At 71.3% G+C, this 25,687-nt stretch carries 32 protein-coding genes and 2 pseudogenes; 12 read left to right on the top strand and 22 right to left on the bottom strand.

Features of this window, described 5'->3' with window-relative positions:
• Positions 1 to 28 precede the first annotated feature (28 nt).
• On the top strand, positions 29 to 1,285 hold the full coding sequence (fxlM, locus tag A6A25_RS12635; RefSeq protein WP_073888799.1) for a methyltransferase, FxLD system: 1,257 nt from the start codon (positions 29 to 31) through the stop codon (positions 1,283 to 1,285).
• Here fxlM and A6A25_RS12630 read toward each other — a convergent pair.
• The 7 genes from A6A25_RS12630 to A6A25_RS12600 all read right to left on the bottom strand — a co-directional run bounded on the left by A6A25_RS12630 (position 1,251) and on the right by A6A25_RS12600 (position 8,323).
• The gene (locus A6A25_RS12630; protein ID WP_143193122.1) at positions 1,251 to 2,165 is read right to left on the bottom strand and encodes a DUF3987 domain-containing protein; all 915 of its coding nucleotides are present in this window, start codon (positions 2,163 to 2,165) and stop codon (positions 1,251 to 1,253) included. The genes fxlM and A6A25_RS12630 overlap by 35 nt on opposite strands.
• A 74-nt stretch (positions 2,166 to 2,239) precedes the next feature.
• Positions 2,240 to 2,482 (bottom strand): hypothetical protein, encoded by a 243-nt coding sequence (locus A6A25_RS12625; RefSeq protein ID WP_073888795.1) that lies wholly within the window; start codon positions 2,480 to 2,482, stop codon positions 2,240 to 2,242.
• Positions 2,479 to 2,691, bottom strand: coding sequence for a helix-turn-helix domain-containing protein (locus A6A25_RS12620; RefSeq protein WP_158073722.1), 213 nt, complete (start codon positions 2,689 to 2,691; stop codon positions 2,479 to 2,481). The genes A6A25_RS12625 and A6A25_RS12620 overlap by 4 nt, the downstream gene beginning before the upstream one ends.
• Before the next feature lie 36 nt (positions 2,692 to 2,727).
• Complete coding sequence (locus A6A25_RS12615) at positions 2,728 to 3,450, bottom strand: hypothetical protein (RefSeq protein ID WP_143193121.1); 723 nt, start codon at positions 3,448 to 3,450, stop codon at positions 2,728 to 2,730.
• A 108-nt stretch (positions 3,451 to 3,558) separates the two neighbouring features.
• Positions 3,559 to 4,668, bottom strand: a complete 1,110-nt coding sequence (locus A6A25_RS12610) for a DUF6461 domain-containing protein (protein WP_143193120.1) — start codon at positions 4,666 to 4,668, stop codon at positions 3,559 to 3,561.
• A 77-nt stretch (positions 4,669 to 4,745) separates the two neighbouring features.
• Positions 4,746 to 6,266, bottom strand: coding sequence for a hypothetical protein (locus tag A6A25_RS12605; protein ID WP_143193119.1), 1,521 nt, complete (start codon positions 6,264 to 6,266; stop codon positions 4,746 to 4,748).
• A gap of 551 nt (positions 6,267 to 6,817) precedes the next feature.
• Positions 6,818 to 8,323, bottom strand: coding sequence for a recombinase family protein (locus A6A25_RS12600; protein ID WP_073888785.1), 1,506 nt, complete (start codon positions 8,321 to 8,323; stop codon positions 6,818 to 6,820).
• Between the two features lie 33 nt (positions 8,324 to 8,356).
• On the opposite strand from A6A25_RS12600, the pseudogene A6A25_RS12595 reads away from it, so the two are divergent.
• Positions 8,357 to 8,548 (top strand): annotated as a pseudogene (locus tag A6A25_RS12595) (MBL fold metallo-hydrolase); the annotation flags it as partial.
• On the opposite strand, the gene A6A25_RS12590 reads toward A6A25_RS12595, so the two are convergent.
• Genes A6A25_RS12590 through A6A25_RS12575 form a run of 4 tightly spaced genes read right to left on the bottom strand, consistent with a single transcriptional unit; the run spans position 8,515 to position 11,044 of the window.
• Positions 8,515 to 9,207 (bottom strand): macro domain-containing protein, encoded by a 693-nt coding sequence (locus A6A25_RS12590; RefSeq protein ID WP_073888783.1) that lies wholly within the window; start codon positions 9,205 to 9,207, stop codon positions 8,515 to 8,517. The pseudogene A6A25_RS12595 and the gene A6A25_RS12590 overlap by 34 nt on opposite strands.
• A 21-nt stretch (positions 9,208 to 9,228) precedes the next feature.
• Positions 9,229 to 9,588 carry a hypothetical protein gene (locus A6A25_RS12585; RefSeq protein WP_143193118.1) on the bottom strand — a complete coding sequence of 120 codons (360 nt, stop codon included), beginning with the start codon at positions 9,586 to 9,588 and terminating at the stop codon, positions 9,229 to 9,231.
• A 34-nt stretch (positions 9,589 to 9,622) separates the two neighbouring features.
• The gene (locus A6A25_RS12580) at positions 9,623 to 10,222 is read right to left on the bottom strand and encodes a DUF7711 family protein (protein ID WP_073888779.1); all 600 of its coding nucleotides are present in this window, start codon (positions 10,220 to 10,222) and stop codon (positions 9,623 to 9,625) included.
• 42 nt (positions 10,223 to 10,264) lie between these two features.
• The gene (locus A6A25_RS12575; RefSeq protein ID WP_073888863.1) at positions 10,265 to 11,044 is read right to left on the bottom strand and encodes a class I SAM-dependent methyltransferase; all 780 of its coding nucleotides are present in this window, start codon (positions 11,042 to 11,044) and stop codon (positions 10,265 to 10,267) included.
• A gap of 89 nt (positions 11,045 to 11,133) precedes the next feature.
• Here A6A25_RS12575 and rnhA point away from each other — a divergent pair, with 89 nt between their 5' ends.
• Positions 11,134 to 11,619, top strand: a complete 486-nt coding sequence (gene rnhA, locus A6A25_RS12570; protein WP_073888777.1) for a ribonuclease HI — start codon at positions 11,134 to 11,136, stop codon at positions 11,617 to 11,619.
• Here rnhA and A6A25_RS12565 read toward each other — a convergent pair.
• The 6 genes from A6A25_RS12565 to A6A25_RS12540 all read right to left on the bottom strand — a co-directional run bounded on the left by A6A25_RS12565 (position 11,575) and on the right by A6A25_RS12540 (position 15,841).
• On the bottom strand, positions 11,575 to 12,045 hold the full coding sequence (locus A6A25_RS12565; RefSeq protein ID WP_073888775.1) for a hypothetical protein: 471 nt from the start codon (positions 12,043 to 12,045) through the stop codon (positions 11,575 to 11,577). The genes rnhA and A6A25_RS12565 overlap by 45 nt on opposite strands.
• A gap of 14 nt (positions 12,046 to 12,059) precedes the next feature.
• Positions 12,060 to 12,440 carry a hypothetical protein gene (locus A6A25_RS12560; RefSeq protein WP_073888772.1) on the bottom strand — a complete coding sequence of 127 codons (381 nt, stop codon included), beginning with the start codon at positions 12,438 to 12,440 and terminating at the stop codon, positions 12,060 to 12,062.
• 107 nt (positions 12,441 to 12,547) lie between these two features.
• Complete coding sequence (locus A6A25_RS12555) at positions 12,548 to 13,153, bottom strand: response regulator transcription factor (RefSeq protein ID WP_073888770.1); 606 nt, start codon at positions 13,151 to 13,153, stop codon at positions 12,548 to 12,550.
• On the bottom strand, positions 13,150 to 14,223 hold the full coding sequence (locus tag A6A25_RS46290; protein ID WP_073888862.1) for a sensor histidine kinase: 1,074 nt from the start codon (positions 14,221 to 14,223) through the stop codon (positions 13,150 to 13,152). The genes A6A25_RS12555 and A6A25_RS46290 overlap by 4 nt, the downstream gene beginning before the upstream one ends.
• Positions 14,224 to 14,230: 7 nt before the next feature.
• A complete protein-coding gene (locus A6A25_RS12545) occupies positions 14,231 to 14,620 on the bottom strand; it encodes a hypothetical protein (RefSeq protein WP_073888768.1) in 390 nt (129 codons plus the stop codon).
• Positions 14,621 to 14,707: 87 nt separating this feature from the next.
• Positions 14,708 to 15,841, bottom strand: coding sequence for an aminotransferase-like domain-containing protein (locus tag A6A25_RS12540; RefSeq protein ID WP_073888766.1), 1,134 nt, complete (start codon positions 15,839 to 15,841; stop codon positions 14,708 to 14,710).
• Between the two features lie 629 nt (positions 15,842 to 16,470).
• Here A6A25_RS12540 and A6A25_RS12535 point away from each other — a divergent pair.
• Positions 16,471 to 17,187 carry a S1 family peptidase gene (locus A6A25_RS12535; RefSeq protein ID WP_073888861.1) on the top strand — a complete coding sequence of 239 codons (717 nt, stop codon included), beginning with the start codon at positions 16,471 to 16,473 and terminating at the stop codon, positions 17,185 to 17,187.
• Between the two features lie 31 nt (positions 17,188 to 17,218).
• Here A6A25_RS12535 and A6A25_RS12530 read toward each other — a convergent pair whose 3' ends face one another.
• Positions 17,219 to 18,124, bottom strand: coding sequence for a LysR family transcriptional regulator (locus tag A6A25_RS12530; protein WP_073888764.1), 906 nt, complete (start codon positions 18,122 to 18,124; stop codon positions 17,219 to 17,221).
• 108 nt (positions 18,125 to 18,232) lie between these two features.
• Between A6A25_RS12530 and A6A25_RS12525 the strand changes: the two genes are divergently transcribed.
• Positions 18,233 to 18,895, top strand: coding sequence for a type 1 glutamine amidotransferase domain-containing protein (locus A6A25_RS12525; RefSeq protein ID WP_073888762.1), 663 nt, complete (start codon positions 18,233 to 18,235; stop codon positions 18,893 to 18,895).
• A gap of 76 nt (positions 18,896 to 18,971) precedes the next feature.
• Here the strand turns inward: A6A25_RS12525 and A6A25_RS12520 are convergent, their stop codons facing one another.
• On the bottom strand, positions 18,972 to 20,357 hold the full coding sequence (locus A6A25_RS12520) for an MFS transporter (RefSeq protein WP_198932679.1): 1,386 nt from the start codon (positions 20,355 to 20,357) through the stop codon (positions 18,972 to 18,974).
• A gap of 82 nt (positions 20,358 to 20,439) precedes the next feature.
• On the opposite strand from A6A25_RS12520, the gene A6A25_RS12515 reads away from it, so the two are divergent.
• Positions 20,440 to 21,138, top strand: coding sequence for a TetR/AcrR family transcriptional regulator (locus A6A25_RS12515; protein ID WP_073888760.1), 699 nt, complete (start codon positions 20,440 to 20,442; stop codon positions 21,136 to 21,138).
• Between the two features lie 2 nt (positions 21,139 to 21,140).
• Here the strand turns inward: A6A25_RS12515 and A6A25_RS12510 are convergent, their stop codons facing one another.
• Both A6A25_RS12510 and A6A25_RS12505 read right to left on the bottom strand, forming a co-directional pair.
• Positions 21,141 to 21,698, bottom strand: coding sequence for a dihydrofolate reductase family protein (locus A6A25_RS12510; RefSeq protein WP_073888758.1), 558 nt, complete (start codon positions 21,696 to 21,698; stop codon positions 21,141 to 21,143).
• Positions 21,695 to 22,732 (bottom strand): DNA polymerase IV, encoded by a 1,038-nt coding sequence (locus A6A25_RS12505; RefSeq protein ID WP_073888756.1) that lies wholly within the window; start codon positions 22,730 to 22,732, stop codon positions 21,695 to 21,697. Before A6A25_RS12505 ends, A6A25_RS12510 begins: the two co-directional genes overlap by 4 nt.
• Before the next feature lie 76 nt (positions 22,733 to 22,808).
• Between A6A25_RS12505 and A6A25_RS12500 the strand changes: the two are divergent.
• The 6 genes and pseudogenes from A6A25_RS12500 (at position 22,809) to A6A25_RS12475 (ending at position 25,420) form a co-directional block, all read left to right on the top strand.
• A pseudogene (locus A6A25_RS12500) lies at positions 22,809 to 23,170 on the top strand (helix-turn-helix transcriptional regulator).
• A gap of 23 nt (positions 23,171 to 23,193) precedes the next feature.
• On the top strand, positions 23,194 to 23,604 hold the full coding sequence (locus A6A25_RS12495; protein ID WP_073888754.1) for a VOC family protein: 411 nt from the start codon (positions 23,194 to 23,196) through the stop codon (positions 23,602 to 23,604).
• Positions 23,605 to 23,649: 45 nt separating this feature from the next.
• A complete protein-coding gene (locus A6A25_RS12490) occupies positions 23,650 to 24,096 on the top strand; it encodes a DUF309 domain-containing protein (RefSeq protein ID WP_073888752.1) in 447 nt (148 codons plus the stop codon).
• A 1-nt stretch (position 24,097) separates the two neighbouring features.
• On the top strand, positions 24,098 to 24,730 hold the full coding sequence (locus tag A6A25_RS12485; protein ID WP_073888750.1) for a GNAT family N-acetyltransferase: 633 nt from the start codon (positions 24,098 to 24,100) through the stop codon (positions 24,728 to 24,730).
• A 36-nt stretch (positions 24,731 to 24,766) separates the two neighbouring features.
• Positions 24,767 to 24,949 (top strand): hypothetical protein, encoded by a 183-nt coding sequence (locus A6A25_RS12480; protein ID WP_073888748.1) that lies wholly within the window; start codon positions 24,767 to 24,769, stop codon positions 24,947 to 24,949.
• 33 nt (positions 24,950 to 24,982) lie between these two features.
• Positions 24,983 to 25,420: an SRPBCC family protein gene (locus A6A25_RS12475; protein WP_198932678.1), complete on the top strand. Its 438-nt coding sequence runs from the start codon at positions 24,983 to 24,985 to the stop codon at positions 25,418 to 25,420.
• Positions 25,421 to 25,442: 22 nt separating this feature from the next.
• Here A6A25_RS12475 and A6A25_RS12470 read toward each other — a convergent pair whose 3' ends face one another.
• Positions 25,443 to 25,673: a hypothetical protein gene (locus A6A25_RS12470; RefSeq protein WP_073888744.1), complete on the bottom strand. Its 231-nt coding sequence runs from the start codon at positions 25,671 to 25,673 to the stop codon at positions 25,443 to 25,445.
• Between the last annotated feature and the right edge of the window lie 14 nt (positions 25,674 to 25,687).

The raw sequence follows: 25,687 nt of genomic DNA, 5'->3' as shown, positions 1-25,687 counted from the left end.
CATGAACGCTGAACAACGAAAGGAACCGATGGACTCCGACACCGCCACCGATCCGACGACCGATACCGCCGCCTCACCCGAGGCGCTGCGCGCGGAGATGGTCGAGAAGGTCCGCAAGGTCGGGTACGCCCAGCGCGAGGAGGTGGAACGGGTCCTGCGGGACACGCCCCGCCACGAGTTCGTGCCCGAAGCCGACCTGAAGACCGCCTACAACCCGTGGCAAGCGGTGATCACCCACCGCTTCGAGGACGGCCGCTCGCTGTCGTGCGCCTCGGCACCATTCGTGGTCGGCATGATGCTCGACCAGCTCGACGTCCAGCCGGGCGACCGCGTCCTGGAGATCGGCGCGGGAACCGGCTACAACGCCAGCCTGCTCTCGCGGTTGACCGGCCGCGCGGATCTGGTGACCACCATCGACATCGACCCGGACGTCACCACGCAAGCTTCTCGCAACCTGGCCGCCGCAGGCCACGGCGATGTCCACGTGGTCACCGGCGACGGCGGACTCGGCCACCCCGACCACGCTCCCTACGACCGCCTCATCGCCACCGTCTCGCCCTGGGACATCCCCGCGGCCTGGTGGCAGCAGCTCGCCCCCGGCGCGCGGCTGGTCGCCCCGCTGCGCTGGCGCGGCCAGGCACGCAGCGTCGGCTTCACCTACGCCGACGGTCGACTGGTCTCCGACTCGATCTATTTGTGCGGCTTCGTGTACCTGGTCAACGCCGACGATGGCGAACTCAGCGGCCCGATCAACGACGACGAGACGGTCAAGCTCCACTGGGACCGGGACCAGGCCGTCAACCTGGACGCGCTGCGCGGCGTGCTCGACCAGCCGCGCACCACTGCTTGGTCGGGCGTCACCATCGCCGGCGACGAGCCGCACGACGGGATCTGGCTCCGGCTGACCGCCACCGATCAGCGCGTGTGCCGGATCGACGCCCACTCCGACGTCGCGCCCGAGGTGTGCGACCCGATCCAGGCGTTCCGGTCCCCGGCACTGGTCGACGGCGACTCACTGGCCTACCTCACCTCCCGCCGCCAGACCAACGGTGACGAGGTGCGCTGGGAGCTGGGCGCGATCGGCCACGGTCCGGCTGCCGCCGAGTTGACCGAGCACCTGTGCGACGAGATCCGGGCATGGACGCCCGAGCGGGATCGGCGCAAGCCCACTCTGATCGTCTATTCCGCCGACACGCCGGACAGCGAGCTGGCCGGACCCGCCATCGACAAGAACCACAGCAGGTTCGTGCTCACTTACGACGCGCCTTCAGATCGCCCTCATTGACGTAGGAGCGGTCGTCCAACACCGCGTAGAGGGCAGCGACGCGGCGGCAGTACGGCAGCGCTCGACGGGCGAACTCGGTCCAGGCGCCCTCCTCGTCGTCGGCGCAACCCAGCTCGTCGTACAGCTCGTCCTCCCACAACCGGCGGGCCTCCTGGTCCAGGCCGACCTCCCCGTGACGGGCGGCCCGCTCGACCGCTGCACGCAGCCGGGCACCCAGCTCCGCGAGGAGTCCGGGTGCGATTCCCTCCGGCAGTGGGAGCCGTTTGGAGCGCTCGACGTAGACCGGCAGGAAGCGGTTGAAGGTGCCGCCTGCCATCTCGGTCGCGGCCAGCCTGAGCCGGAACTCACGGGGCGTGACGTGCCCGATGATGATCACGTGGGAGGACGAGGCCCGCAGCGCGAGGCGGTTCATCACCGCCAGCGCCTTGCCCGACCAGCCCTCGCGCAGCACCGCTCCGACGGTGTTGCCCTCCCGCTTGGCGCGCGCCATCACCGAGCCGAACTCGGCTTCGAGAATCCTCAGCCGCTTGTCCTCGGTGCCACCCGGATCGTTCTCGTCACGCGGATCGCGGATGCGTTCGATCAGCCCCTCGCCCGAGGACAGGCCGCTGACGAACAGATGCTCGACCTCCGGCATTGCGGCCCGAGTGAGCCGGTCCGCGGTGTCGGTGGCGTCGCCCTTGCGGCCCGCGCCGGTGCGGCCGAACAGCAGCGGCCACACGATCAGCGGGTGCCGGGTGTCGCCGATCTGCACATGCGGACCGGTGCCGATGACGGCGCTGACGTTGGCCATCAGCGACACCAGCACCCCGACCGGGTCCGCCTCCGTCGTCGGATCGGCCGCCAGCACCAACTCGCCGAGCACCCCGCGAAAGACCACCGGGTCCACCGCGGGCGGAGCGGGCGGCAGTTCATTCGTTTTCTTCGTTCGTTCGTCGGACTCCCCAGGGTGCGTCACGGACGGCCGTCCTCGTGGTCGGCCGCAGTGCGGTTCGCACGCCCGGCGGACGGCGCGGCGCCGTTGAGGATCGCCGCGATCCGCGCACGCTGGCTTGCGGTGAACGGCGGCGCGGCGCGCACGATCCGCTCGACGTACGCCTCCAAGCCCGCCTCGGTGGCCGCCTGGACGCCCGTCACCGCACGCCGTGTCCGGCACGGCTTGCGGCCCGAACCGGCCTGCTTGCGGTGGCCCGTCATCGGGTCTCACCGCCCTCGACGGCCACGCGCCGCGCGGCGGCGTACGCGTCGAGATCGACGACGGCGACGCGCACGGCACGCCCGATGCGGACGTGCGCGAGTTCACCGGACCTGATGGCACGGCGGATCGTCGCCTCGGACACAGAGAGGCGTGCCGCCGCGTCCCCCACGGACAGGTACGCCGGTTCGATGATGTTGTTGTCTGCCACGGTGTGGCCCTTCCGATGCGGGAAGGCCACGACGGACTATGTGATCAGAGCGCTCCCCCAAGCGCGCACAGCCCGACGCGGCCCTCGCTGCACGACAACAGCGAGGGACCAACGGCGACCCGGCGCACGGGCGACACGCGGCTCGGCGAGCACAAGACGACCCGGTGGATGCTTCGTCCGAGGCGGCGGCGCGTTCGAGACCGGCCACGTCGGACGATGCGGCACCAGCCGCGGACCGAAGATCAAGAGCAGGAGCGCGCGGAGCGCGGCCGGGTACTTCCGGGCGCCCAACGCGGCCCAGAACAGCAGGAGCCTGATCAGCCGGATGACCGCTTCGGCGTCGCTGACTACCTTCTCCTGCTGGGCTCGTGAGGAACCCGGGTAGTACGAGACGGTGATTCCGAGATCCTGTGGCGTGGCCGAGGCCAACGCCTTACCGGACAACACGAACAGGTCTTCCTGCACCGTGTACGGCAGATCGTCCGCTCGTCGCAGCAACCTCAGTCGCTTCGCATGACCCGCCGCGATCCGCGCCCGCATCCGGTCGTCGCGCTCGACGAACGCCTCGAACCCGGCCGCCAGTCCTCGCGGCCATCCCTCGTCGGGAGGCTCGGCCTGCGTGAGGCGAAGCGCGCGAAGACTGCCGACCGTCCGCCGGATTTCACCGACCGAGTATGAATCCGGTACAGCGGACGACGGCACGGCCAACCGTTGCGGCGGTCGTTCCCCCACCATCCTGGTGTTGTCACCAGCCCCCATGAGACCACGTTAGACCACACAGGACAGTCGGTCGAACAACTCACGACCAGTGTCAGGACGGCTACTCATCGAGTTCTTCTAGTTAATAAAGTGGCCCAACACAGTGATCTAGAGATTTGAGAGGGCTTGCGTCAGGCGGTCACGAAGGGCGGGCCAGCCCGGTTTGTCGATCTGGCAGGCGTTGGCCACCGCGAGGGCCAAGCCGAGGCCGGGGTCGTTCATCAGTCTGCTGTGGGTTGTCGCCATGGCGTGTGCGCGGGCGACCAAGCCGTATTCGGTCGACCGGTCGGCGTTGCGGCGGCTGACCTCGGCTTGCAGGGCGGCTATCGGATCGAGGTCCAACGGTCGGCAACGGTCCCAGCGCAGGTGCAGGGCCTGCCGGTATTCCTCCCGGATACGTCTTGCCAGTCGTTCGCGAAGATCGGCGCGCTCGGCCGCCGGGAGGGCGTCGACGTCTTCGGTGAGGCTGCCGAGCACAGCGGGGTCGTCGACGCCGGCAGCCTCGCAGGCCGAGACGGCGGCCAGGGTGGTCACGGTGCGCATCTCCGGGCCACCGGCCGTGGACAGGGCCGCGTGCAGTTCCGGCGCGTTGATCTCCAGCCACCCGTCGGCACCGGACAGGTCGAGCCACTGAAACCCGGCCACCACCGAGGCAGGGTGCGGGCGGCTCGCCCAGTCGAACGGCACGCGCACGCCGCTCACGCGTTCGAGGAAGGCCAGCGCCGACGCGAACATCCGCTCGGGATCGGCGAAGTCCAAGCTGCGGATGAACGGCCCGATCACGCCCTCGGTCGGCGGCTCGTCGGAGACGAAGTCGAAGGCACCGACCACCTCGCCGCCGTAGGCAAGCGAGAGCCGGGTGGCCAAGTTGACGTTCCAGTAGGCGCTGGCGGCCACGGTGCCGTCGGACAACCGGGACAGGACCGTGGAATCGGCCCCGTGGTAGCCGTTGTCCTCGACCAGGACCACCCAGCTGTCGAGGTCGTCGGCCACCACGAGCGGCAACTCGTCGGGGAAGGCGGTGACCGAAGCGCGACCGGCGTCGACCAACGTCGCCTCGCGGCCGGTGGCCAGACCGTCGAAGCGAATCAGCGCCTCCTTGACAGAAAGCCCTCGCACCACGGTGAGGCACATCGCCTCGGACGGCCACCCGTCATGCGCCAAGAGTTCCGCACAGTGGTCCGCCGCATCTGCTCTGACGGTCGGCTCTGGGAGCATGGCATCACCTTCCCATGATCGTGCTATCACCGTGCCGGAAAACTGCCCGTCCCAAGTGGGACGGGCAGCCTCTCAGGTCAGGGCTGGATCCAGACCTTGAACGGATCACCGTCGAGCACGCGGTTGGACGAGTAGAACGCGCCCAGCGCGGCTCCACCGTTGCCGTTGTGCGTAGCGTTGATCATGCACGACGACCAGCCGGTCGGGCCGGTCACGCCAGTCGGCACACCCCACGCCGGGTTCATCTCACACCACGACACGGTCGGGGGCGCGAAAGTGCGGGCCGTGCCCTGCGGCGTCTGTGTGGAAGCGCCCTGGGACGTGGAGCGGAACGGGTACTCGTCACAGGACTTCCCCGTCGGGCGTGGCCACACCGAGGACGGCGGGCACGCCTTGTACCCGTTCTGGTTCTTCAGGGTCGGATTAGTGATCCGGTTCAGCACCGCTCCCGCGGGATAGGCCCCAGGCAAACCGCTGATCTGCGCGGCTTCGATGTGGGCGGCCAGCGTCGGGTACGAACCGGTCTTCGAGTAGGTCATCACCGGCAGGAACCCGTAGAACACGCAACCGGCCCCGATGACGGCCTCGGCAGTGGCGGCGAACGGGTCGCCGGAGTTGTTCTGGTTGTCACCGAGGGCGTTGTCACACCGCACGCCCGGCGGGGTGATGGCGGGCGGCAGCACCTGGGGGAAGACGGTGTACTGGATCCAGTACTCCCAGTTGCCCGCGCTGTAACCGATGCCGCCAGGCTCACCCCGGGTCGAGTCGTTGGCGGCCTCGCCGTCGTTGTTGGTGCCCGTCGCGAACGACGTCGGGCGCAAGCCGGTGTCGACGTCCTGCTTGCACTCGCCGTCGCACCACGAGTAGCCGGTGATCGTGGCGGCGGTGTTGCCGTGGCCGACACCGTAGTACTTCTGGGTGCGGAGCTGGTGTCCCCAGGAGTCGATGCTGCCGCTGGTGTACGCGTAGCTGATCTCCAGCCACTCGTACTGGCCGACCACGGTGATCGTGCCCGCGCTGTTGCGAACCCACTGGTCCACGTGCCACGAGTTGATCATGCACGCTTGCAGCCGCGTGCCCCACCAGCCGTCGAAGGCGTGGTCGAAGCACCAGTCAGGCGGCTGGATGTAGGCCTGCGTCCCCACATCACCCGACCGGGCCTCGGCGAGGCGGTCGGCACGGGCGGCAGGCGACGACGCTGCCTCCGCACGGAACTTGCCAAGGGCCGCGTCCCGCGCCTCGGCGGCGGCACCACTCTTGGGGTTCGCACTGGTAAGGCAGGAGAAGCCCGCCAGTCCCGCGTACTCGCCCGCTTCCGCACCGAGAGGCTTCGCCGAGGCTGCCAGGGTTTCGAGCGCCTCCAGCGAGCAGTTGTCCTGCGCCACCGTGCCCGAGTTCCCCAGCTTGACAGGAGGCGCGGGACGCGCATGACCGGCCGCCACATCCGGCGGCTCGATGTCGGCGCCCCACGCGACCTGCGCATTCGGAACGGTCTGCTGATCCGGTGCAGCGGCTGTGGCCGGAACAGCGACGACACCCAGCACCAGGGTGGCACCCAGGATCGATACTGCTAATTTCGATCGAACAGTTGATCTCATTCGATTCCCCTTGAGGCAGCACAAGAAACCGACTCGGCTCACATGACGGAACTGCACAGCGGCATGCGCGAGCGCGAACTCCTCGCCATTAAGGAGAACGCGGACCGGATCGGTATAGGAATGCAGAGAGGGTTAGATGTGACGGCCGCCTAGCGCCTCTGAGCAGGACGTACGGTGTCGCATGTAACCGACACAGACCTCTTCCTCATGCGGCGAAGTGCACGATGAACGCACCGGACGATGCGGAACCGCCACTAGAACCCCCCTGCAAGACGACATTCGGCCCATCCCTCGCAAGCGAGGCCCCCGGGCTTGTGTCGGCACTGGTTTGACGCAGCAAACTCAAACTGGCACAGGAGCGGGTGATCGTCAACCCTCATTCCAATGTCCCGCCGACGTGAACCCGAGATGACGTGGAATAGCGCCTATCCCTTCGGGTGTGTGACGAATACCTCTCACCGTCGCCGGTGAAACCCCAGATGGTCGCCATGACAGCGACTGGCCGAAGGTTGCGCCGCAGCAGACAGTTGGCCGAGGATATCGCCAGCAGTTCAGCGTCGACTACTCATCGCCGATACGGCTGCTTCTCCGTCGTCGGTCGCGCTACCGTCTTCGGCGCTCACGAACCGCACGTCAACGGACTCCGGCTTGAAGCCCGCACCACCTCGGGCCGGAAGGATGGTCACCACGACGCCCATCGCTTCGAGCAACGCGCGCTTCTGCGTCACCTTCAGCTCACGCCAGCGCTCTGCGGCATGAGCACCGATCATGCTCACGACCATGTCCGAGGGGATGCCTTGGACGGCGCGCATGGACCGCTGCTCGGCCTTCTCCAGTTCGGGTCGCAGAGCTGTCGTGATCCGACGAAGCTGCTCACGGTCGATCACCCCGTCCGCGTAGTCGTCAGCCGCACCGTTGAGTCGAGCACGGATCGTTTCGACGCGCTCGCGTGCGGCACGAGCCTTGTCGTCATCGCGTGCAAGGAGATCCAGGGCGTCGGGCTCCTGGAGTCGACGTACGACTACCCGCTCGACGAGGTCGTCGACCCAGTCCACTCGCCGACCGACGCAGGCGGACTTGCTGTAGCAGACGTACAGGGCCACCTTGCCCTGCTCCTTGCGGCGAGCGTTGGCCCACTTATGCGCGACTCGGAGCCGTGCACCACAGCCTGGCTTACCGCAACAGCCGATACCGAAGGTCAAGAGGTGCTGGCGCGCACCTCCCCGGGTCTTGACGCGTGACGGGTCGTTGAGCAGCGCCACAACCTGGTCGTGCTGATCGCGCTCGATGATGGACGGCCACGCGGCCGGACCGAAGTCCTGGCGCCCGCGTGCTCGCCGGGCGATGTTGGCCAATCGCAGGGCGAGCTTGCGGACCGAGCTGGTCCGCCACGGTTTTCCGCCCTGTGGCGTGGAGATGCCTCGTGCGTTGAGGTCGGCTGTGATCGCGTTCAGCGACTCACGAGCCAACAGGCGTTCGACGATCTCGCGGACGATCGCCGCTTCTTCGGGGTCAACCTCGTCGTGCCAGTCCACGACCTCACCGCTGGCGTTCCGGATCTTCACCCGTCGCCAGCCGTAGGCGACCGGGCCGTTCGCCTTCCCTTCCTCGGCTCGCTGCCGTGCGGCGGCCTCGACCCGCTCGGCCTTGACCTCGGACTCCATCGTGTCGAACTCACCCAGCAAGCCCGCCATCGCGCGACCCTGGGCGGTGGTCATGTCGAGTTCGCTTCCCTTGACCAAGGTCACCGGCACACCGGCCGCCTTCAGCTTCTCGATCGCCTCGACGCGCTCACGGCGGTTGCGCCACAGCCGGGACATCTGGAACGCCACGATCCGCGTGATCTCGCCGGCGGCGACGGCCTCCATGAGCCGCTCGTACTCCGGCCGCGGGCCGCCCTTCAGCGCGGAGAGATCGTTGTCGACGAACTCGTCGCCGATCTTCCAACCGCGCTGCCCGCACAGGCCCCGACAGTCCGCGACCTGGCGCTTCACGCCCTTCTCCAAACCCAGTGGATCTTCACTGATCCGGGCGTACACCCCCACGACCTCGGTCATGGATCCAGGCTAGCGCCTCTAACCCGCTAGTGTGATTTACTGTTCCCGGGAGGGGTCGGCAAGACCACGTCGCCTGAAACCTTCGGTTCCTTGATCGACGACGTCGAGAACCGGATCTTCGCCGAACTGCCCGACGAGACGTGGGTCTACCCAGGTCACGGCGATGACACCACCCTGGGGCGTGAGCGACCTCACCTGGCCGAGTGGCGTTCGCGCGGCTGGTGACCCAGTGCGCGATAGACGAGTTCCCGGTCACCCGTCGGTGCCATCACTGACGGGTGACCGGGGTCGTCACAGGTCGAGGCGACATCACCCTGGCGCGTGAGTGACTGACCAGCTCCTGACCGGTACGAGCGGCCAGGAGGCGCAACAGCTCCCGCAGCTCGGCCTCCAACCGGACCTCGGCGATCGGCCGAAGCGCCTCCCTCGACACGACGTCGTGCACGTACGCCTCGAACCAGTTCCGGCGCTGACGTTTCGTCGAACGCGACCAGCCGGACCAGGGTGACGTCGGTCGGCGTCGAGCGGATCGTGGTGACAAGGCGATGGGTGCGGGCGGGCAGGGTGTCGGCGACTTCGAGGCTGCGCCGGTAGCAGGAGGCCAGGACTTCCGCCTCGCCGTGACCGCCGCCCTCCCACACCGGGCCCACGGTGTGGATCACGTGCCGGATCGGCGGGGTCAGGTCGAACGCGGGGGTGGCCATGGCGTGGCCCGGTGGGCACGGGCCGATCGCCGCACCTGCCTCGGCCAGTCGGGGACCCGCCGCGCGGTGCACCGCGCCGTCCACGCCGCCACCGCCCATCAGCGACTCGTTGGCCGCGGTGACGATGGCGTCCACGTGCTCACGGGTGATGTCGCCGCGCGTTACCTCCATCACGGTCATGGGGGTGAGCATGGCACGCGATCAGGTGTCCGTCGGAAGTGTGAACAGGTCTTCGGGGAGGGTGCAGCCGTAGTCCTGCAACGGCTTCGGCTCGTCCACCACCAGTTCCCGCACCCACCCGGCGGGTGACAGGCCGTCCGGGCGGTCCGGGACGCGGACGCCTGGCAGAGGTCGGTGGTCGATCGGCTCGAGGTCCGGCACCAGGTCACCGTGGCGCTCGATCAACGCGTACGCGGCATCGGTGACGTCGGCCACGGCCTCCGCGACCTCGGCGTCGGTGAGCCCGGGGTTCAGCTCGCGGTACGCGGCACGTGCGGCGGCCAGGAACCGGTCCGGGTCCACGACCACCACGTCCCGCCGGGTCCGGAGGCTGATCGTCATCCCGGCGACGGGACCGCGCGGTTCGTCCACAGGTTCACCCGATCCGGTCCACGGCGCCGAGCACGTCGAGGTAGCCGTCGCTCGCCCGCCACAGGGCGTCCGAGACCGCCGTGAGCTTGCCGGGGCGCCAACGCTTCTCCTCGTACGCCCGGGTCTGGCGGCGCAGTGCCCGCAGGCTCACCGCCAGCTCGTCGCGCAGCCGGGCCCGCAGTTCGGCCGCTCCCGGCGCGGGCGGCCTGACCTGCTCGCCACGCCCCTCCGCGAGCGCCGCGACGGTCTCCTCCACCAGCCCGTCCGCCGCGTCCCAGACCAGGGCGGGCCGGTCGACGTGGTGGTTCCAGACCGGAGCGTGCGCCGAGCGCCACAGCACCCCGATCGGGTTCCTGGACGCCCGCGTCGCGTTGGCCCAGTGCTCCGCGCCGTGCGGCTCGCTCAACCACGCGACGTCGTCGACCGGCAGGTCCACCACCACGGCGACGGTCACCAGTTCGAGATCACGTTTTTCGCCGAGGATCTCGCCCACGGCCCACAGCCGCACCGCCCGCAACGGGTGGATCGAACTCGGCAGACCCGCCAACTCACCGCACTTGGCCGCCAACTCCTCGACGTGCCGCACCGCCCGTGACCACTTCACCCGTCCATCCTCACCTATCCCGGGCACGTGTCGCGGCCCGCGTCACCTCTGTCCGGTCAGGACGGTCACGTGGACATGTTCGGTGAACGGGCCGTGGGGTTCCAGGGCGCGGCCGATCCGCTCGGTGAAGGCGAGACGGTCCGAGGGGAGCCGGTCCACCGGCAGCGCCGAGAGGACACCGCCCACGACGGACTCGACGTCCAGGGTGTCGGTGTAGTCGACGCCGTGCACCGCGACCTGGAACCCGGCCCCGGCCAGGCTCCGCCGGTACCGCTCCTGGCTCTCCTCGTCGGTGCCGCACGTGCCGCCGGCGGGCGTGCCCAGCCACTGCTCCAGGCTCTCGCGCAACGCCCGCGACCAGTCGCTGTCCTGCAGCCACAGCGGCGTGCCGTTGGTCAGCACCGCCACCCCGCCACCGGGCCTGACCAACGAGGACACCTCGCGGAACAGGTCGTCGTGCCGCATCCAGTGCAACGCCTGGCCGATCGTGACCACGCCGACCGCCCCGTCGCCGAGCGCGGCGCGCAACGCGGGCACGTCCGCGTCCGTCCCGACCACCCAGGACACGTTCACCGCGCCCCGTTCCGCCGCCGCACGCCGACCGCGCGCCAGCATGTCCGGCTCCGGGTCGACGCCGACCACGGCGCGGACCCGGTCCGCGAGGGGCACGGTCACCTGCCCCGTGCCGCACCCCAGGTCCACCGCGACGTCGTCCGGTGTCAGCGCGAACACTTCCACCAGCGCGTCGAACACCTCAGGCGGATAGCCCCGCCGGTAGCGGTGGTAGTAGTCCGCCACGTCACCCCGGAATCCCAGTGCCATGATCACAGGGTGCCCACGGCGGCGGTCGGGCGACAGCGATTGCGCTCACGGCCGAACCCCGTCACCGGACCGGTCGGTATCTTCGCCGCATGGAGCAGGTGGTGGAAATCTACACCGACGGCGCGTGCAGCGGGAACCCCGGGCCGGGTGGCTGGGGTGCGGTGCTGCGGTACGGGGCGCACGAGCGCGACCTGTTCGGCGGCGAGTCGTCGGCCACCACCAACAACCGGATGGAGCTGATGGCGCCGATCCGTGCGCTGGAAACGCTGAAGCGGCCGTCCGTGGTGCGGATCTACACCGACAGCACGTACGTCCGCAACGGCGTCCTGTCGTGGATGACCAAGTGGAAGGCCAACGGCTGGCTGACGTCGGCCAAGCAGCCGGTCAAGAACGTCGACCTCTGGCAGCGCCTCGACGCCGCCACCAAGCCCCACCAGGTCGAGTGGCACTGGGTGAAGGGGCACGCCGGGCACCCGGAGAACGAACGCGCGGACCGGCTGGCGGTCCGCGGCGTCCGGGCGGCGATGGAGTCAGATCTGCGGGCAGACGTCGTACATGACGCGGAACAGGCGTGACGACTCCGGGGTCTGGCCCGGCGGCAGGGCGAAGTAGCCCTTGGCCGCCTCCACGCACCGGGTGAGCAGGTCGTGCTGGGTGGTCAGGGTGGACTCCCGGGAACGGTTGGTCCCCAGGGTCGCGTCGGCCTGCTCCTGCCTCTCCGCCACGGTGGCGAGCGTCCGTTCCCGGTCGGCGCGGGTGGTGGCGATCGTGTCGCGGTCCGTGCGCTCGCCCAGGTAGAGGACGGTGAAGAGGCCGGCCACGAGGGCGAACACGGCGGCCAACGCGGTCAGCGCGACGATCGGCGCCCGACTCGGGCCGGTGGTCGGCGGGGGCGCCGCCTGGTACGGCAGCGGCACGCCGTTCGGCGGGGTCGGTGGTGGTGGCGTCAGCAACGGCGGCGGCGGTGGCGTGAACAGGCGGTCGGGTTCTGGCGTGGTCATGTCGGCTCCCCGGCTCAGCAGTTCTCGGCGGCGCGGCGGACGGCGGGCCGCAGCGCCGCTTCGTCGTTGTCGCGTGCCGCGATGATCGATTCCTTGGCCGGGTCGGCGCACTTGTGCAGCTCGGCGTTCGCCGCCTCCAGCGTGGTGATCCGGCCGGTCACGGTGTCGTTGGTCTGCTCGGTCCCGGCCAGCCGCCCCTCGGCCTCGGTGAGCGACCGGCTCGTCTGGTCCAGCCGCTGGACCTCCAGGCCGTGCTCGTCCTTCGCCCCGACGAACAGCACGATCATCAGCACGGACGCGCCCAGCAGCAGCACGACGAGCACGCTCAGCAGCCCGACGGCGACCCGTGACCGAGGTCGGGGCGGTGACGGGATCGACAGCACGTGGTCGGTCATGGTGGCCCCCTCTTTCCCTTGTGTTGCCTCGAAAGTAGGGATGCGGGGTGGCACCGGCCAAGCCTCGGGCGGGCGGAAACTTCCGCTATCCGGCAGGGCCCGGGGGTTCAGAGCCAGCCGTTGTCGTGGGCGGTGACGTAGGCCTCCGAACGGGTCGCCGCGCCCAGCTTCGCCACCGCCGCGGCCAGGTGGTTGCGGACCGTGCCGGTGGACAGGTGCGTCTTGCGCGCGATCACGGCCACCGGCGTGTCGTACTCCGCCAGCCGCAGCACTTCCAGCTCACGCGGTGTCAACGGGCACGGTGGCGTGGTCAGCGCGTCCGCCGCCAACTCCGGGTCGACGTACCGGGCACCGCCGTGCACCCGCCGGATCACGTCCGCCAGCGTGCCGCCCGGCGACCCCTTCGGCAGGAACCCCTTCGCACCGGCCGACAGCGCCCGCTGCAGGTGGGGCGGTTTGCCGCGACCGGTCAGGATCACCACCGCGCACGACGGCAGGGACGACGCCAGCGACGCGGTCACCTCGAACCCGTCCAGCACCGGCATCTGCAGGTCCACGACGGCCACGTCCGGCCGGTGCGCCAACGCCGCGCGCACCGCCTCCCGGCCGTCCCCGGCCTGCGCCACGACCTCGATGTCCGGCTCCAGCCCGAGCAGCGCCGCCACCGCGACGCGGATCAGCTCCTCGTCGTCGGCCAGCAGCACGCGTATCACGGCCGCACGGTCGCCACCAGCGTGAACACACCGCCCTCCTCCCCCGTGCGCACCGTCCCGCCGACCCGCTCCAGCCGCTCCGCCAGCCCGCTCAGCCCCGACCCGTGCCCCGGCACGCCGGCCGCGCCGTCGTTCGCCACGGTCAGCCGCACCTCGTCGGCACCGACCACGACGTCGATCGTGCACCAGCGGGCCCGGCTGTGCCGCAGCACGTTCGTCCCCGCCTCCCGCAACGCCCACGACAGCTCGCGCGCGGACGCGGGCAACCGCGCCGGAACCGACACCGTGCACCGCACCCCGGCCGAGGTCAACACCTGCTCGATCGCCGACGCCTGCTCGGCCGGCTCCACGGTCCGGTACCCGTGCACGGTCTCCCGCAGCTCCGCCAACGCCGACGCGGCCAGCTCGCGCACCCCGTCCGCCTCGGCACCGGCCCGCTCGCCGTCCACGGTCGCCAGCCGCGACGCCAGCTCCGCCTTCAACGCGATCACGGTCAACCGGTGCCCGAGCACGTCGTGCACGTCCCGCGCGAACCGCAGCCGCTCCTCGATCACCGCCAGCCGGGCCCTCGCCTCACGTCCCCGCTGCGCCTGCACCACCAGGTCCCACAACCACACCGGCAGCACGTGCATCAACGCCAACCCCAGGCCGACACCGCCGGCGATCACCAACGCCCGCAACGGTTCCGGCGACACCACCACGGCCACCGCGACCGCCACGGGCACCGCCACCCACCACCGCCGACGCATCACCACCGGCGCCGTCCCCACGAGCGCCGCGCCGACCCACGCCCACGTGTCCCACCGCCCCACCGCCACCGGCGCCAGCAACGGCACCGACAGCAGCGACGCCACCAGGAACGCCAAGTGCCACCGGGACCGCGCCGAACCCGGCGTCATCGACGCGTGGAGCACGCCCGCGTGAGCCGCGCTGAACAGCACCACGCCGACCAGTCCCGCCACCACCCAGGCGGGCCGTCGTTCCAGCAGCACGCCGACACCCGGCCCGACCAGGCTGGTCGACCAGGCCACGCCCAGCGACACCAGAGTGAGCACCCTCGCCCGCCGCATCACGCGCTCACCATGCCAGCGACACGCCGACGAACGCATCCACCACGGCGCACGCCAACGCGTACCAGGTCGGTACCACCAGCTTGGCGCGGAAGTGCACGAGGTCCCAGGCGGCGTGCGCCAACCAGCCCGCCGCCACCAGGTACCGGCCGACCTCGGGGTCCACGAGCAGCGCCACCGCCGCCACCGCGCCGAACACCGCCACGCCCGCCACCTGCGCCCACAGCACGCGGGTGCGGCGCACCTCGTGGCGCAGCAGCCCGACCACCAGGTAGACCAGCGCGCACGCGACCAGGCCCCACGTGCCGAAGCCGGTCCAGTCGTCGCCGCCGTCGGACACGATCACCACGCCCAACGCGGTCGAGATCACCAACGAGTAGATCGAAGAGCGTTCCATGGGCTCCACGGTGGTGCGGGCGACGCACAACCCACACCCCCGTGGTGTCACGACGAACCCGTGCGGATCGCACGACCCGACCATGCGCTACCGCAGCACCGCCCCCAGCCGCCGCATGCCCTCCGCGATCTCGTCGACCGTGTTGGTGGTGAACGAAAGCCGCAGCGTCGACCGGTCCGGCGTGGTCGCGTAGAACGGCGCACCGGGCACGAACGCCACGTCACGCGCCAACGCCTCGGTAATCAGCGAAGACGTGTCGACCTCACCCGGCAGCGACACCCACACGAACATCCCGCCGTCCGGATCGCTCCACCGCGTCCCGGCGGGCACGGTCGACGGCAGGGCGCCGATCATCGCGTCCCGCCGCTCCCGGTAGGCGGCGCACAGGCCGCGGATGTGCCCGTCCAGGTCGTTCGCCTTCAGGTACGCCGCCGCCGCGGCCTGGTCCACGGTGGACGTGTGCAGGTCCGCCGCCTGCTTCACGATCACCAGCGTGCGCATGATCGACTCGGGTGCGCGCAGCCAACCCAGCCGCAGACCCGGCGCGCCGACCTTCGAGAAGCTGCCCGCGTACAGCACCTGGTCGCTCATCGACGCCAGCGACGGCACCGGCTCGCCCCGGTAGCGCAGCTCGCCGTACGGGTCGTCCTCGACCACCCACAGGCCGTGCCGGTCGGCGAGCGCGGCGATCTCGGCCCGCCGTGCCGCGCTCAACGTCCGGCCGGTCGGGTTGGCGAACGTCGGCACCAGGTACAGCAGCTCCGGCCGTTCCCGCTCGATCACGTCCGCCAGCGCGGCGGTGTCCAGGCCGTGCTCGTCACCCGCGACGGGCACGACCCGCGCGCCGGCGAGCTGGAAGCACTGCAGCGCGGCCAGGTAGGTCGGCTCCTCCACCGCGACGACCGCGCCCGGCTCCAGCAGGGCGGTCACCACCAACGTCAACGCCTGCTGCGAACCGGACGTGACCAGCAGGTCCTCCACCGCGGTCGGCAGGCCGCGCCGGGTCAGCCGGTCCGCGACCAGGCCGCGCAGGTCCACGTCGCCCTCGGTGGGCGCGTACTGCAGGGAACGCGCGGAGATCGCCTGGTCGAAGGCCGCGCGCAGGCCGTCGACGTCGAACAGCTCGGGCGCGGGCAGGCCGCCGGCGAACGAGATGACCTCGGGGCGGGAGGTGAGGGCGAGCAGGTCGCGGACGGGCGAGCCGGCGAACGTGCGCGGCATGAAGGGCTCCTCGAAATCGTCGAGCGGAAGAGGTTCACGCGGTCGTGCCACGCGGGAAGTGGGCCGCACTGGGGTCGAGGGGCCGCCGACCTCATCCTAACGCCCGCCCGTGGACCCGGAAGCGCATCGCGTGGAGCCGACCGGCCGCTCGCGCGGTCCTTCCCGGGCAGCGGCCGAGGTAGACGCCTGGCTCGCGCCGCACCGGCGGATGTAAGAGGACCGCCGCAAGCGCTCGCCGCGTGACACGCGCACCTGGAGCTGTCCTTCGCGGCCAGGTTCGGCGACGTCCGCCGCCCCTGGCCGCGGGAGCGGGTCGCCGAACTGCTCGACCACTACCGCGGCTGAGCGTCCACCCGGGCGAGGTGGTCACGGCCGTAGGGGCCGTTCTCCAGGAAAGCCTGGAAACCCCGCGCGTAACCCTCGCGCGGGTCGCGGTGGAACGCGTCCACGCTCGAAGCCCGCGCCGTACGCGTCCCCGACCGCCAGTTCGACAAGCATGCCGCACACGTTATAGGCCGCGTTATAACTGATTCGATATATCCCTTTTCACCCGGTCGAGTGGTACGAATCTCGTGACCCAAGACACCCCTGTGCGCGAGAAATCGCGTGTCTTCGGAATCGAGGAACACTTGCGAATCACCAGGTTGATCCCTGCGCTCGCAGCCGCGTTGCTGTCCCTGCTCGCCCTCGTCCCGTCGGCGTCGGCCACGCCTGCGTCGACGTCGGAGGGCGGCGTGACGCCGTACATCATCGGCGGCGGCTACGCGAGCAACGCCCCGTGGGCGGCCAGGCTGTTCTCCAACGGCAGGCAGACGTGCACCGCGACCATCATCGCGCCCACGTGGATCCTGACCGCGAGGCACTGCGTCAGCGGCGGCGGGCTGTCGTTCCGGATCGGCAGCCTCGACCAGACGTCCGGCGGCACGGTGGCCAACGGCGTGCAGACCTACAACCACTCGTCGGACCTGTCGCTGGTCCGGCTCGACCGCTCCGTGTCCGCGACCTACGCCCGGCTCGGCCAGCCGGGTTCGGTCACGGTGGGCCAGAACGTGCAGGTCTACGGCTGGGGCGCGACGTCCCGGTGCGGCTCGGAGATCAACTGCCAGTCGCGGTACCTGAAGGTCGCGAACGTGACCGTCACCGGCGGCTGCACCGACGCCTACGGCGGCAGCGCGATCTGCGCCCGGTACGGCAACGGCATCACCGCGGGCGGCGACTCGGGCGGCCCGATGATGGCGGGCGGCGTGCAGGTCGGCGTCGCGTCCACCAGCGACCGGCAGACCACCACCGCCTACACCAACGTGACGCGGTACCGGTCGTGGATCCAGTCCATCGCCGGGGTCTGATCCGGTAGCACGGCCCGCTCGCGCGACGCGGTCACAGCACACCCCAGTCGCGCGAGCGGGCCATCAGGTGCCCGTGCACCAGCGCCACCGACGGGTTCGCCAGCCCACCGACCCGGGTGGCCAGGAACAGCGTGTTCAACGGCGGCACGGCCGCCTGGTGCGCCAACTCCACCGAACCGGCCGCCAGCGCCGGGTCGGCCAGGTACCGCGGGAGTGCCGACACCCCGGCACCCGCGACCACCGCCGCCAGCACCGCCCGCAGGTCCGGCACCACGACCGCGACCGGGTTGGGCGGGCGGCGGCCGAACTCGCTGCGCCAGTACCGCCGCACGATCGGCAGCTCCTCGGCGTACGCGACCAGCGGCAGGTGCGCCAACGCCCGCACCGGGTCGTCCGCCAGCAGCGCGCGGTCGATCGTGCGCACCAGCGTCGGCGCGCCGACCAGCACGAACTCCTCGTCCACGAACGGCGTGGCGACCAGTGCCCGGTCCGCGGGCCGCACCGCCGAGACCACCAGGTCCAGCCGGGCGTTGACCAGCGCGGCGAGCAGGTCGTCGGCCAGGCCGAGGGTGATCCGCAGCCGCAGCCCGCGGGCGGTCAGCGGCGCCAGCGCGGGCAGCACCCGGGCGGCCATCACCTCCACCGCGCCCGCCAGGTGCACGGTGCCCGCGTACGCCTCCCGATCGTCCACTTCGGACAACGCCGACCGCAGCTCGTCCACGTGCGCGCCGACCCGGTGGGCCAGCGCGTCGGCCCGTGCGGTCGGCGTGACCCCTCGGCTGGAGCGCACGAACAGCGGCTCGCCCAGCTCGCGTTCCAGGCGGGCGAGGTGGCCGCTCACCGCGGGTTGGGTGAGGCCGCGGCGCTGGGCGGCGGCGGTCAGCGAGCCGGCCCGGTAGATCTCCACGAACGTGGACAGCAGGTCGAGGTCCGTCACCGCGCAACTCCGGGGCTATAAGAAAATTTATGGCCAGGCGAACGCTACCGGATGAAACGTGATGGAGTGGCCGTTGTTCGGGCTACCGCTCCTGGAAGGGGAGAAACGATGAGCAGGGTTCTGGTGGTCGTCTCGGTCGCCGACGAGTTGGTGCTGGCCGACGGGTCGAGCCACTCCACCGGGTTCTGGGCGGAGGAAGTGGTCGAGTCGGTGCGCGTGCCGCGGGACGCGGGCGTGCGGGTGGACATCGCCACGCCGGGCGGCGCGCGGCCGACCATGGACGCGGCCAGCCGGACCGACGAGTTCGACGCCTACCTCGCGTCGATCGAGGGCGAGTTGGCCGCGCCGCTGCGGCTGGCGGACGTCGACGTCGCCGACTACGACGCCGTGCTGCTGCCCGGCGGGCACGGGCCGATGGCGGACCTGGCGTTCGACGCGGACCTGGGCCGGTTGCTGGTGGCGTTCGACGACGCGGGCAAGGTCGTCGGCGCGCTGTGCCACGGCCCGGCCGGACTGCTGGCCGCGGTGCGCGAGGACGGCACGTTCGCGTTCGCCGGTCGGCGGCCGGCGGTGTTCACCGACGAGGAGGAACGCCAGGGCGGCCTGGCCGTGCCGTACTCCCTGGAGGCGCGGTTGCGCGAGCTGGGCGCGGTGCCGCAGACCGGTCCCGCGTGGTCGAGCACCGTCGTCGTGGACGGCAACCTGATCACCGGCCAGAACCCCCAGTCCAGTGTGGACACCGCACGCCGGGTGCTGGAAGCCGTGTCGTAGGCCGATCTCGCGGCCTAGATCTCGTTGGTCGGCGGTGGCCCGGCCCGGAGTTCGACCGGGCCACCGCCGCCCGCCACTACACCGTGCCGGACGACATCACCGCCTCGGCGCGGTGACGCGGCACGAGCGCGAGCACCACGCCGCCGACGACGGTCGCCAGGCCGCCCACGGCCAACGCACCCGGCGCGCCGAACCCCGTACCAGCCAACGCGATCAGCGCCGCGAGCCCCATCGAACCGCCGACCTGCTGCGACGTGGTGGCCAGGGCCGACGCCACCCCCTGTTCGGCGTCGGCGACCCCGGACGAGGCGGCCACGAACATCGCCGGGAACGTCAGCCCGCCGCCGACACCCCACACCACCAGCCCCGGCAGCAGCAGCCAGAACCCGCCGTCCCACGCCATCCCGCCGGCCAGCAGCGCGATGCCGACACCGTTGACGACCATGCCGACCACCAACGTGGTCCGCACACCCCACCGGGCGATCGCCGCGCCGGTGCCCTTGAGCGACGCGGTCATCGACACCAGGGTCAGCGGAACGAACGCCAACCCGGCGGCCAGCGGCCGGTAGCCCAACGCGCCCTGCAGGTGCGTGGTGAACAGGTAGTAGGCGCCGCCCAGCGAGCTCTGGAACAGCAGCACCACGCCGATCGCGCGGACCAGCGCCCGGTTGCCGAACAACCGCAACGGCACCAGCGGGTCGCGGGTCCGCCGTTCCACGGCCGCGAACGCGCCCAGCACGGCCACCCCGCCCGCCACCGCGAGCCCGCCCCGCACCCAGCCCGTCTCCGGGCCGGTGACCAGCCCGAACACCAGCAGCACCGACCCGGCCGTGGCCAGCACCGCGCCCGGCACGTCGAAGCGCTGCCGCACGCCACCGACCCGGTCGGCCGGCAGCACCGACTCGGCCGTCACGGCGGCGCCCAGCGACAGCGGCACCAGGACGAACAACGTCCACTCCCAGCCCAGCGCGTCGGTCAGCACCCCGCCGAGCAACGCGCCCGCCGCCAACCCGCCGCTGCCCGCCGCACCCCACACCGACAACGCGCGGGTCCGCGCCGGGCCTTCGGTGAACGTCGTGCTGATCAGCGCCAGCGTCGCGGGCGTCAGCAACGCGCCGCCGACACCCTGCACCGCCCGTGCCGCGACCAGCACGCCCGGCGCCGTCGCCAGCCCGCCGACCAGGCACGCCAACCCGAACACCACCAGTCCGGCCACGAACGCCCGGCGCGCGCCGAGCCGGTCGACCACCCGCCCCGCGCAGAGCAGGAACCCGCCGAACGCGACGGCGTAGGCGCTGACCACCCATTGCAGGGACTGGCTGGAGAAGCCGAGCGCCCGCCCGATGTCGGGCAGCGCCACGTACACGATGTTGTAGTCCACGGCCACGATGAACTGGGCAAACGCCAGCAACGCGATCGCGAGCCCGGCACGGGCGCGTGCCGGGACCACTGTGGTGTCCACGCGAGATTCACTCCGTATGTTTACTGCACGGCGTATAGTTTGAATACGCCGGACAGTACAGCAACGCTGTAGAGTGTCAACCGTGGGAGATCCAGTGCCCAACCGGCGGGCGCGACTGCGGGCGGAGACGTCCGCCGAGATCAAGGCGATCGCGCTCAAGCTCATGGCCACCGGCGGCCCGGACGCGATCTCGCTGCGCGCCATCGCCCGCGAGATGGGCATGACGGCCAACGCCATCTACGGGTACTACGCCACCCGTGACGACCTGGTCACCACGCTGATCAGCGACGTCTACACCGACCTGGTGCGGCACCTCGAGGCCGCGCGCGACGCCCGGCCCGCCGTTGACGCGGCAGGCCGGATCGTGGCGTGGGCCGAGACCTTGCGCACCTGGTCGCTGGCCAACCCGGAGGGCTTCCGGCTCATCTACGGCGACCCGGTGCCCGGCTACCAGCCGCCGGAAGAGGGCGTGGCAGCCGAGCGGCGGGCGTGCGCGGCGCTGGTCGGCCTGGTCGCCGACGCGTGGCCGCGGGCCGCCGGGCGGCAGTCGCACGGTGACCACGACTGGTCGGACTTCGACCCGCACGTCGTGGAGACCGTGCGGGCCGAACACCCGGACCTGCCGCCGGCGGCCGTCGCGCTGTCGTTGCGGGTGTGGGGCCGGATGCACGGCCTGGTGGCGCTGGAGGTCTACGGCCACCTGCGCGGCCAGACCCGGGAACCGGGCAAGGTCTACCGGGCCGAAATGGCCGACCTCGTCTCGTCACTCGGCCTGGCCTGACGTCACCGCAGCACGCGGAAGCGCAGGTGCAGGACGTCGTCCGCCTCAGTCGCCTCGATCCGTTCCAGCTCACCGGCGGGCAGCCCGTCCAGCAGCCGCGCGCCCGAACCGAGGAACACCGGCACCAGCTGCAGCCGGATCTCGTCCACCAGCCCGGCGCGCAGCACGTGCTGCGCCGCGTTCGCGGACGCCATGACCAGCACGTCCCGGTCCCCCGCCGCCGCACGCGCCCGGGCGACCGCGCTCTCCGGGCCGTCGGTGACGAACGTGAACGCCGCCGACCTCATCGCCAGCGGCGGGCGCCGCTCGTGCGTGAGCACGAAGCTCGGCACCGGGAACGGCGTGTCCTGCCAGTACTTCAGCCCCAGGTCGAACGTCCGCCTGCCCAGCACGACCGCGCCGACCGTCGCGGCGAACGGCGCGTCACCGTCCGACCCCTCGGCGAACATCCACTCGTGCAGCCGTTCACCGCCCTCGCCCATCGGGTGCTCCTCACCCACGTTCGGTCCGGCGCTGTAACCGTCGAGCGACACCGAGCCGTTCAACACCACTTTGGTCACGGTCGTCCTCCAGTGAACTCGGCGCGCACCCCCAGCAGGCGCACGGCACGTGTGTCGTCGAATCTTGCCAACGCGGCGACCGCCGCGGCCTCGATCGGCTCGACGGCCATCGTCGGTTCCGCCAACGCCACGCCCCGCGTGCAGGTGAAGAACGGCACGAACCGCACCTTCACCACCACCCGCACCGCGGGCCGCCCCTCCGCCACCACGTCGCGCACCACGCGCCGGGCGAGCAGCCGGACCTGCTCGCGGATCTCGTCCGGGTCGGTCAGGTCCCGCTGGAACGTGGTCTCCCGGCTGCGCGACTTCGCCACCCACGGCGTGGCGGTGACCTCCGTGTCGCCCGCACCCAGCGCCAGCTGCCGCAGGTGCGGCCCCATCGCCGGCCCGAACCGCGCCGCCAGCACCTCCGACTCGGCCCGGGCCAGCTCCTCGACCGTGCCGACGCCCAGCTCCGCGAGCTTGGCCGCGGTCCGCGACCCGACGCCCCACAGCGCGGTCACCGGCCGTGCCGCCATCACCTCCACCCAGTTGTCCCTCGTCAGCCGGTACACCCCGGCGGGCTTGGCGAACCCGGTGGCGAGCTTGGCGCGCAGCTTGTTGTCGCCGATGCCGACCGAGCACTCCAGCCCGGTCTCCGCCTTGACCGCACGCCGCGCCGCGGCGGCCAACGCCTCGGGGTCGTCGGTGCGCGCACCCAGGAACGCCTCGTCCCAGCCGAGCACCTCGACCACCACGGGCAGCTCCCGCAGCACGTCCATCACGTGCGCGGACACCTCCTCGTAGGCGGGCGCGTCGGACGGCAGGAACACCGCGTCCGGGCACTTCTTCTTCGCCAGCCGCAACGGCACTCCCGAGTGGACGCCGAACTCCCTCGCCTCGTAGGACGCGGTCGCCACCACGGCGCGCTGCGTCGGGTCGCCTGCTCCGCCGACGACCACGGGCCTGCCGCGCAACTCGGGCCGCCGCGCCACCTCGACCGCCGCGATGAACTGGTCGAGGTCGACGTGCAGGACCCAGTCCGATCCGGGCACCTCGCCAGTATCACCGTGGGAGGCTGTCACCGTGCGACCGGAAGAACTGGCCCACCTGCGCCGGGCACGCGACCTGATGGACCGCGAGTACGCCCGACCGCTGGACGTGCCGGCCATGGCCCGCGCCGCGCTGATGTCGCCGTCGCACTTCGCCAGGCAGTTCAAGCTGGCCTACGGCGAAACGCCGTACAACTACCCATGACCCGGCGCGTGGAACGGGCCAAAGCCCTGCTGCGCCGGGGAGACCTCACCGTCACCGAGGTGTGCGTCGAGGTCGGCTGCACGTCGCTCGGTTCGTTCAGCTCGCGGTTCACCGAGCTGGTCGGCGAGACGCCCAGCGCCTACCGGGCCCGCCGCCACGACGAGGTCACCGCCGTGCCCGCGTGCTGGTCCAAGATGGTCACCCGGCCGAGCAGATTTCGAGAAGCACGAGCCTGACCAGCGCCGATAGGTTCCCGGGCATGGGCATGACGATTTCGCACACGTTCCTGCAAGTCCGCGACCAAGAGGAAGCGCTGGCGTTCTACCGCGACGTGCTCGGCCTCGACGTGCGCACCGACGCGCCGATCGAGGCGTACCGGTGGCTGTCCGTGGGGCCGGCCGACCAGCCCGACGTGGAGATCGTGCTGGAGGACCCGGACATGGGCAGGCCCGCGGCCGACGCGACCGCGATGCGGGAGCTGATGGCCAAGGGTTCGCTGGGCGCGGTGATCTTCCGGGTGGACGACTGCGACGCCACGTTCGAGCGGCTCCGCGCGGCGGGCGCGGAGGTCATGCAGGAGCCGGTGGACCAGGCGTACGGGGTGCGCGACTGCGCGTTCCGCGACCCGTCCGGCAACCACCTGAGGTTCTCCGCGCCGCTCGAGAACTGAACCGGCGCCGTTTCGCGCGGACGGTGTTCGTGACACGATCAAGAGGTGCCGACCAGCCCCCGTGACCGCGACGAGCAGGGCCGGGCCCGCAACGCGCGACCGCGTGACGGGCTCGGCCGCCCGCTGCCCTACGGGCTGCCGGGCGTCGAGCGCCAGCCGGAAGGCGTGCCCCGCACCCCGTCCGAAGCGCTGACCGAGGCGCAGCGCCTGCTGGACCTCGGCCGACCGTTCCACGCGCACGAAGTGCTGGAGGACGCGTGGAAGGCGGCCCCGGAGTCCGAACGGGAGCTGTGGCGCGGGCTGGCACAGCTGGCCGTCGGCCTGACCCACGCCGCGCGCGGCAACCCGTCGGGCGCCTCGGCCCTGCTGAGCCGGGGCGCCCGCAACATCTCTCCTTATCGTGACGACCCGCCGCACGGCGTCGACGTGGCGGGCCTGGTCGCCTGGGCCGCCACCGGTGCCGGCGTGCCGCGGCTGACCGGCGGTTCGTGACGTGGTGATCAGGCCTTACCGGGAATCCGACCGGGACGCGGTCGGCGACGTCTGCGTGCGCACCGCGGACGCGGGCGGCGACTCCCGGCACCTGTACCCCGACCTGGAGCTGATGCCGACCCTCTTCGCCTGGCCGTACACCGACCTGGAGCCGTCGCTGGCGTTCGTGGCCGACAACGGGGAACGCGCGGTCGGCTACGTGGTCGGCACGGCGGACACGCCGTCGTTCGTGTCGCGGTGGGAGTCGGAGTGGCTGCCGAAGGTGTCCGACCGGTACCCGCCGGTCGCCGAACCGTCCACACCGACCGAGAACATGGTGTGGCTGCTGCACCACCCGCGCCGGATGATCGTGCCGGAACTGGCGGGCTACCCGGCGCACCTGCACATCGACCTGCTGCCCGAGTACCAGCGGGCCGGGTACGGGCGGGCGCTGATGACGGCGTTCCTCGGCGCGCTGGCCTACCAGGGCGTGCCCGCCGTGCACCTGGGGATGCTGACCTCGAACACGGCGGCCCGCGCGTTCTACGACCGGCTCGGCTTCCACGAGGTCGACGTGCCGAACGCGGAGCCGTTGACCTACCTGGGGCTCGAAGTTGGGCCGAACGCCGGCTTGGGCGCCTCGGCGGCGGGGTAACTGGTGGTCACCCCACCCCACCGTAGGAGGTTCGCAGTGTTAGCGATCATCGCCGCGGTCATCTTCGGCCTCGCCCTCCTGCTCGACTTGGCGAACGCCTCGCTGGGCACCGTGCTGGACGGCGGCACGCTGCTCCTGGCCGGTCTGCTGTGCGTGGCGTTGCACCTGGCCGGTGTCGGCGCCGGCGCGCGGGCGCTCAGCTTCCGCCGCCGCCGCTGAGCGACCGCCCGTTCCCGGATGGACAATCGGCGCGTGGACGTGTCCGCGCGCCGATTGATCCCCCGGTCGCCCGAGGCCGTGGCGCGCTACGCCATGGACTGGCGGCACGACCACGAGTGGACGCAGGGCATCAAGCGGGCCGAGCTGAGCGCTCCCGGTCCCGACGGCGGGTTCGGCGTCGGCGCGGAGGTCACCCGCACCGCGCACTTCCTCGGCAAGCGGATCGACTACGTGCTGCGGGTCGTGGCGCACGAGCCGCCGACGCTGCTGGAGATGAAGTCGGTCGCCGGGCCGTTCCCGATGCACGTCACCTACCGGTTCGACGCCACGCCCGAGGGCGGCACGGTGGCGTCCATCCGCATCCGCGGCGACGCGAGCCGGCACTACCGGCTGTTCGGACCGCTCATGGCGCGGTTCGTGCGCGCCAACATCCGCAAGGACCTCCGCGACCTCGCCCGCCACGTCCGCTGAACGGTTCCCGGTCGGGCACGGGTCAGCCGCGGGGTGGTGGCACCGAGAGCAGGCACGCCACGCACGGCATGCCCTCCGGTTCCGGCAGCAGCTCGGCCGTGCTCACCTCGATCCGCTCACCGCACAACGTGAGCAGCGTCGACCGGGTGCCGTCGTCGGGTAACGCCGCCAGGTGGCAACTCCGCTCCCACTCGCCCACGAGGTCACCGCGCTTGCGCACGAGCAGGACGGGTTCGGTGTGATCCAGTGGCATGGCAAGTCCTCTCC

Source organism: Saccharothrix sp. CB00851 (assembly GCF_001905065.1).
Lineage (GTDB): Bacteria > Actinomycetota > Actinomycetes > Mycobacteriales > Pseudonocardiaceae > Actinosynnema.
The sequence above is the reverse complement of the archived record's forward strand: the minus strand, read 5'-3'. Positions and strand labels throughout refer to the sequence as shown.